6 protein-coding genes are annotated in these 7,423 nt (G+C 41.5%); 2 read left to right on the top strand and 4 right to left on the bottom strand.

What is annotated here, in order from left to right:
- A partial coding sequence (locus tag ABY436_RS17890) for a ribonuclease catalytic domain-containing protein (protein ID WP_372740293.1) occupies window positions 1-1,932 on the bottom strand: 1,932 nt, incomplete at its 3' end.
- 451 nt (window positions 1,933-2,383) lie between these two features.
- Here ABY436_RS17890 and ABY436_RS17885 point away from each other — a divergent pair.
- Entirely contained in the window at window positions 2,384-2,923 is a 540-nt protein-coding gene (locus ABY436_RS17885; RefSeq protein WP_372740292.1) for a hypothetical protein, read from the top strand.
- A 1,256-nt stretch (window positions 2,924-4,179) separates the two neighbouring features.
- On the opposite strand, the gene ABY436_RS17880 is transcribed toward ABY436_RS17885, so the two are convergent.
- The 3 genes from ABY436_RS17880 to ABY436_RS17870 form a co-directional block, all read right to left on the bottom strand.
- Window positions 4,180-5,484 (bottom strand): tyrosine-type recombinase/integrase, encoded by a 1,305-nt coding sequence (locus ABY436_RS17880; protein ID WP_372740291.1) that lies wholly within the window; start codon window positions 5,482-5,484, stop codon window positions 4,180-4,182.
- Between the two features lie 104 nt (window positions 5,485-5,588).
- Window positions 5,589-5,777, bottom strand: coding sequence for a (2Fe-2S)-binding protein (locus tag ABY436_RS17875; RefSeq protein ID WP_090726928.1), 189 nt, complete (start codon window positions 5,775-5,777; stop codon window positions 5,589-5,591).
- A 129-nt stretch (window positions 5,778-5,906) separates the two neighbouring features.
- Window positions 5,907-6,665 carry a substrate-binding periplasmic protein gene (locus ABY436_RS17870; protein ID WP_372740290.1) on the bottom strand — a complete coding sequence of 253 codons (759 nt, stop codon included), beginning with the start codon at window positions 6,663-6,665 and terminating at the stop codon, window positions 5,907-5,909.
- A 102-nt stretch (window positions 6,666-6,767) separates the two neighbouring features.
- On the opposite strand from ABY436_RS17870, the gene ABY436_RS17865 reads away from it, so the two are divergent.
- On the top strand, window positions 6,768-7,423 hold a 656-nt coding region (locus ABY436_RS17865), incomplete at its 3' end, for an AraC family transcriptional regulator (RefSeq protein ID WP_372740289.1).

The following is a 7,423-nucleotide window of genomic DNA, read 5'->3' as shown; positions in this document are numbered from 1 at the left end:
TACACGAAAAAATGCCCGTAGTTCTGGAATGTTCACAGATTGCACTTGTACTGTTAACGATTGATCTAATTCAGTATTATCCTGACGTTGTAACTTAGGCTCTATAGCAAGGTCTGGCAAAATAACCGTAGTCTTTCGCTCATCGTGCATAACGACGACTGCTTCTCCTTGCCAATTACCATTGCCTTCGCCTTGCTTCGTTTTATATTGATTAAGGTAGAGCATGGTCCAATGCTGATTAGAATTACGTTCAGCTTTACGTGCTGCAAATGATGCTTCATCCGCCAGACCGATCCTTTCTACAAGCTCCTCGTGGCCCAGCAGAGGACGTTGTGGTTGTTGTGAATGCTGCGTTAAAAATGCCCTGAGCTGTTGGTGCACGATTAAATCCAGATAGCGTCTGATAGGGCTGGTTACCCGTGTATAAATTGGCAGTCCAAGCCCAAAGTGTGCAGCCGGTTCTGTAGTATGCCGGGATGCCTTAAAACAACGCCGGTATGCATAATGCTCGGACATTTTTTGCGGATGCTGAATTTCTACGGGTTCGGGTTGATAGGCATAGGGAATCGGGATGTTATTTTTATGCGCAAATAATGCCACGGCTTCACCCGCCGCCAGCATCGCCTCTGTGACTATCTTACGACTTCCACCTTGCCTATAAGGACGTATCGAAATTTCTCCATTATCGACACTGATGTTTACCTCGGGTAAATCCAGCATTGCGGCGTTATTATTGATTCGGCGTTGATGAAAACGATCTGTCACTGATTTTAATTCAATAAATGTGCTGTCCAACTCCTTGTCGGCATTGTCGTAGGTGGTTCGGGTAACTTGAAGTAATGAAAAACAGAGTTCTATATCTTCTATTTCTCCATTTTCTCCAATATTAAAGCCAATCGAGAGAGCATTGCTTTGTTCTTGCAAGCCAAGTCCAAGTTGCTGTGTGATGCCTGACGGCAACATATGAATGGTCTGATCAGGCAAATACACGTTGGTGCCGCGAGAACGCGCTTCCATATCCAACTCAGAATCTGGAATTACCAGTGAGGAAACATCAGCGATATGTACCCATAAACGGTTTCCTTCCAATGAGATTGCGTCATCAGGATCTTGATTTCCGACATCATCAATCGCCCAAGCCTGCAGGTGTTGCAGATCACGTCGACTGGTTTCAACTGCCTCAGGAATGGCTATCTCAGGACTACTCATGGTGACCCCCATGCGACGCGGCCAAGGATTGTACTCTTGTGGCCAATAACCGAGTTTAATTAACAGCGCATGCGCGGCTTCTTTGGTCTCTTGAATACCAGCTGCTTTTAAGATTCGGCTATTTTCCCGCTCACCACAAGCTAGCTGTTCAACCTCAATAAGCTGGGGGTAATCGGTTTCTTCAATGCGACCATTGCTTATGCGCTTGATCAATGTATCCCAGGCTTCTTGCTGTTGAATCCGCGACTCTCGTTTTTCTTTATCAGCAGCGATGAGTTCTTGCGGCCGCGCCTTTATAAGATCCTCTCCGGCATCTTTCGCGTTTTCATCAGCAAGCAGTTCAAAATAAAGGCCATCCATCACCAGCATCCAGCTAGACCATGCGCTTTGCGGAGAAAATTCCCCGTATAGAAAATCAGATAGTTCACTCAGAGAGACCGCTTCCTCTTCGAGCAATTCCAATGTTTCACTTAAGGCTTCAGGAGGATCAGGCAACTCAATATCGAGAGTAGAAATATCGCTTACCGGGCCAGGGTGTAACAGTTTGATGTCTTTATCACGCACCCGTTTGGTTGTTTTTAAGATTGAAATTTCAATCTTGTCATCTTTATCACCAATGGCATCTACTCTTGCTGCTTTACTTTTATAGTAAACCAATGCGCCTATTTTAAACTCTGACATACGTAATACTGACACTTTTTTTAAAGAAGATGATATAAACATACCCCTCCAGTTTTTGCCACTTTTAGTACTTTATTTATAGATCAAGAATAGCCACTTAGTATTGTTTATTCTGATGTAATAAAATAAGAGCTAATGAAGACACCCGCCGGCTTTTAGGCACCTTTTCGTAAACAGTGTTAAAAAAGGGAGGGTTACCATACCATTGGGATGAAAATGAATACAATGAGGAAAATTTACCACAAGAATCCAATCTTGTGTGTAGATATTTTGAAGGTTCATTTGTTATTTTTAGTACTCGTTCAATATACAACCAAGTTTCTGGGACTTATGACGGAAGGCACAATAGAATGTCCGAACTGGAATTTAAAAAATATATTAAAAGAAGTGCTTTACATCACAAAACAGCTGCTTAACAAGGCCATCAATTTGCCCGCCTTACGCTGTGCTTCAGGCAGCAAATTAACGGCGGCGTTATACATGAAAACATACCATGTCTGATAATTTTAAATTTTATAAAACATTCATCGATCAATGCAAAGCAATTGACTTATGCATTGGAGGTAACTTCGTTCTTCCATCGTTGTGTCTTATATATAGCGGTATAGATGCAGCTGCATGGGTTGCTTATGGCGATATTCCTGTAAAAGAAAGGTTTGTCCGCTTTGTTTCCGAGTTTATGTATAAAGAAAAGCCTCTCGATCCGCAGCCAATAGATCTCTATGCTGCAAGATGCGCAGTCCTGCACACAATGACGCCTGACTCGAAACTTTCAAAAAACAATAAGGCTGTCCCCGTTAGTTACGCTTGGGGGACAGCTGACCTTGAAGAGCTGAAGAAAGCAGCCGATACACTGAAGCCTGGAGAGCTATCTTATCTGCATTTAAATGATCTTTCCCTTAGCTTTAGGCTTGGACTTGCCCTATTTGTCGAGCATAGCGGGGACAATGAAGAGTGTAAGGAAAGAATAAAAAAACATTATTCGCACTTGAGTAAAGAAATCGTTTCAAATTTTAATAAACTAAATATATGACAAGTTTGTCAACGCTCGCCCTTCGGGCTATACCGCTGAATACACTGCTTCGCAGCAAAACGGCCCGTTACAAAGGCGTTAATGTCAGCTTGCGGTCGACAGCTATACTTATTTTGTGATTTCTCCTATTTTCACATAACGCGCTAATAGAGCAGGGGAGAATACAAGGGTGACCGGTGATAGGATAAAGAAGCAATCCACTTCCTAATATGCAACTTCTTATTTCATGGAAAATATTAAAAAATTACTTAAATATCAGTTATTTATAATGATTCATCGATAATTAACATAACTAAATACTCATAGCTGCAAGATGAAATTCAATAGCAACTCATAAAAGCTGTGGGGCAATCAGATGGAAAGATTGCTAGTAACCCTAAAATACGCACTTAAAGTGTTTATACACTAATCAAAAATCATATTTATGTCATGGTAATATAGAGCATCAGCAGACCTATAAATCCTTAATCCGTATTAAAAATACATGTATAGCGGTACATAATACATATTATTAGATTTTTAATGTATTTCTAGAATAGACCGTTACATCTAACAGTACTTTATTCGCAAAAAACCATACTTCGAAGATCTCTGTACGAAACAATCCGTACTAAGAACGCACCGTATATTTATTAGATACTGAATGACGCTGAGGGAAATCCTTAGAAGCCCAGTGTATCGAGTCGTGACAAATTAGCCGGATAGACAAGCGATGTTACATTTCACACAGCATCATATTATCCAGGAAAAACTATTCTTCGAAGCTGTCCGTAGGGAATTTGTGCTTTGAAACTAGTGTCTCAGATTTCATAGAACGGTAGATTACCCACAAAAAATAATTCTTAGCGACTCTCCGCACGAGTAGGTTTTGCTCAATGAGTGAGGCGCACGCTAATTTGACCAATCAACTGATGCAGGGGAATTGAATACTCAAAAATGCGAGTTTCACATCGGTGGAAAGAATTGCAGGTGAAATCAAAACCTACACAAAATGGATTTCCTATATTTAATAGAATAATAGTTAATTTAACATAATATACATTATGCGAAGTTATACATATGTAAAAGAAGGCCTATAAATGGGCTTTTAAGCAACGGTAAGTACCTACTTCATAATTTCAATAAATGCAGGATTTCAGATTTAATTCACGCTTAAATGTCGTACGGAGAGTCGCTAAGAATTAAGTTTTGCGTGCTGAGTATCACTGAGCAGCACGTACGGCACGGTTTTTAATAGCGGCTAATTTAGCTGTGAATCACTTCTTATAAGACGCTGCTAAATGATCGATTGGTTTTGTGGCTGCTGATTCGTGTCGCTCCACTCGCGTGGTATGCAGGTATTGTGATGTGGTGTCGATACTGTCATGGCCGGCATCTGCCTGGACGTGCGATAACGGTCGTCCGTTGATATTGATGTCATGTGAGATTCCGGTGTGACGTATGCTGTGCGGTGTCATTTGTCGCATTTCAAGTGCGTCTTGCTCAAACCCTTCATTGTGTGCCGCGTTGGCTGCCAGGTTAACAACAGCGCTGATTTGTTCACGTAACTGGCGTATCCCTAAGTTGGCATTTAATAAACCGGTATCGCGGCCACGGCCTGCAGCACGGTGGCGAATAAATAATGGTGTATTTTCATTGGGTGCCGGCAATAAGCTTAAGCCAAGAAATCGCCGATAGCGTTGCAGTGCTTTGAGTAATTGATTTGATACGGCTACGGTTCGCTTTTTACCGCCTTTGCTGCGCGGTATATGAAAACCCCAGACCGCTGTTTTTGAATCACGCCTGAATTGTCCCATGACAGGTGAAAACCCTGGGCGTGCAGCTGCTTCTGAAATACGCAGATAGCAGCTGTACATTAAGCTCATCAAAAATAGCGTACGCTCATGTATTTCAGGTTCAGATTCGGCTAGTTTCAGCGATGTTGATATAACATACGACCACTGCAATTCGGTAAATGAACGAACTTCTTCATCATCTTCTTTCATCACTAAATTCTGTGAACCTGACTTGAAACGTCCATTTTTCATCAGCATCATTGCGGGGTTTCGCTCGGTGTATTCCTCATTAATCAGGTAACTGAAAAACGATGAGAGTATTGCCAGCTTTGTCTTTAGGGCCTTATCTGTGATTTTATAGGGCTGTTCGACTCCCTCCTGTTTTTTGCCTAAAAACGGACGCCAGTCAGGATTAGGCACACGTTCCTCAATATCTTTATCCATTACAAACTGCGCTACATTACGATAAGCAATTAAGTGTGTCGGCGGTTTCGTGCAGTAATCGATATATCGCAATAAGATGCGCCGCGTGATGTCAGCAACGGATACGCCTTCTTCAATAAAGCTCCAATAAAGAAAGGTGGTTAATTCGCTTCGATAAGTTTTGTAGTTATTCTCGCTATGTCGTTGTTCTAGCAGCCAATCTACCGCGTGTTCATAGAGTAAAGCGGCATCATTAACCTGATGTATTGTGACGTTAGCAATGAATTGATTAACGGTTGGATTGCCATCTTCCAGATGCTTAATGGAATCAAATAAAGGCAGTGCCGGAGGTAAGGTTTGCATCAATGTTACACTCGAATAATTTAAACTAGTATAACAAAAACAATACTTTATATGCGAATGCCGATAAATAGCATTATCGGCATCACAAGATGATATTAGCTGTTCTATTTGCCATTAAGTATGTCGCTAACGTGATCCACACATTCGCCGCAACGAGGCTGTAAACCATGAACAGCAAAGATTTCACGATATTCAGTTTCTCCGAAATTAATAGATTCTTGTATATCGTTTATAAATAAGTCATTACAGGTACATACTAATGTTGGGTCTTTCTCTTTACGATCGGCGTTCATGAGACTTTCCGGATAAACCTGGTTAAAAATGTATCTTATAAGTATTTTTTATTCTCTGCAGTGAATTCGATGCAATTACATTGGTTTCAAATTCATACTCATTCTTATCGCTCAATGACTTTGCTCACTTTAATTAGTCTGTTTTTGCACATTGAGTATGGTAGGCCCACACAGGTACTTACAAACAAGTTGCTCCAACACACCCGCTTTTTCTAATCGTAAAATACTTGCATTCATGTCGTTAACTATTTCTTTTTCTTGTATATTTATACGAAAAGATACCGCATTAGAGGCATATGGCAGAGAGGTTTCATAATTCAGATTGTGCTTGCGCTGATAATATAGTGCCACCTCCTCTTTCATTAAACCTATGTTATTCCAGCCCCTGTGAACGCGTTGTGCAATTTGCCATTCATTGGTGAAGTCTTCACGGATAAGGTTATCAGGAACGGTATTACCACGAACGGTCGCTACATGCTGTCCTGCCAGGTCGTTGAGGATAAAGACGGGGAACGACAGTTCGGGGCGATAGATAATGACTTCATTTACCACATTAAATGGGCGAGTGAAGATTGATACTCTTTTTAGTTCTGGCCTATCTTCAATGTTATTTTTAACGCCCATCTCTATATCAATCTCACCCATTTCAAAATGCCGTCTTAAGCGCGCTTGCGATAACGGTACAAACACTAAAGACCGATGCAGGTCGGCAGCCACTAAGCGCAGAGTGTCTGGATATATACCTTGATACTCCCCTGCTTCATCTAGCCAAAAAAAAGGAATTTGTCCCAGGGTGGGAATACCGACCCGCAATGAGTCAGCTAAGCTAACATTAGTGAATAACAGTAAGGCTAGCGTAAAAAAAGATGATTCTAGTCGTCTCAACATGGCACATAAGGACATATTTTTTGAAATCTCTATGGTAGTCTTAAAAAGATATTATCCTAGTAAATCAAAATAAAAGACTCTTTTCATGCCAGCATCATTTATATGTCTGTGATAACTGCGAGTGCCAAGCTTTTAGAGCCTGTTTTTCAGTTGGCCCAACATTATCGGATGGAACCAGCCATGGTGCTGAGCTGTGCTCAATTATCATCCGAGGAGTTTGCCAAGCCCGGCGCACGTTTCCCCGCTGCATATTTTAGTCATGTTTTACAAGCACTGGTGCATGCATCGAATAACCCTCGGATTGCATTAAACCTTGGCGAAGCAACTCAACCCCGGTTACTCGGTTCTATCGGCTTTATTATGTCTACGGCGCCTACGTTAGATAAAGCCTATCAGACACTGGTCGATTATTTCCCGCTGCTCTTTGAAGGTGCCGTGTTACAGATGGAGCAAACGGTTGAAGGTACGCTGCTAACTATTGAGATGAACCAACCTGATTTGCAAACGATCGAATATTTTCTTGCATGTCTGGTAAATTGGCCCCGATGGCTAACCGGCCAACAAGTCCCTGTCAGCTTTGTCCATCTGACATTTCCTGAACCGGAAGACATCCAACCCTATCAGCGTTTTTTTGCTGCTGAGGTTGAATTTGATGCACCCTCTAATCAAATATTATTACATAGCCAATATCTGACGCACAGTTGCTTAGATGCCAATGCTGAAATGCATCAGTTGCATCGCGAATTTGCTGATTCTTT

Source organism: Neptunomonas sp., assembly GCF_041601355.1.
Lineage (GTDB): Bacteria > Pseudomonadota > Gammaproteobacteria > Pseudomonadales > Balneatricaceae > Neptunomonas.
This window is presented reverse-complemented; position numbering and strand designations above follow the sequence as displayed.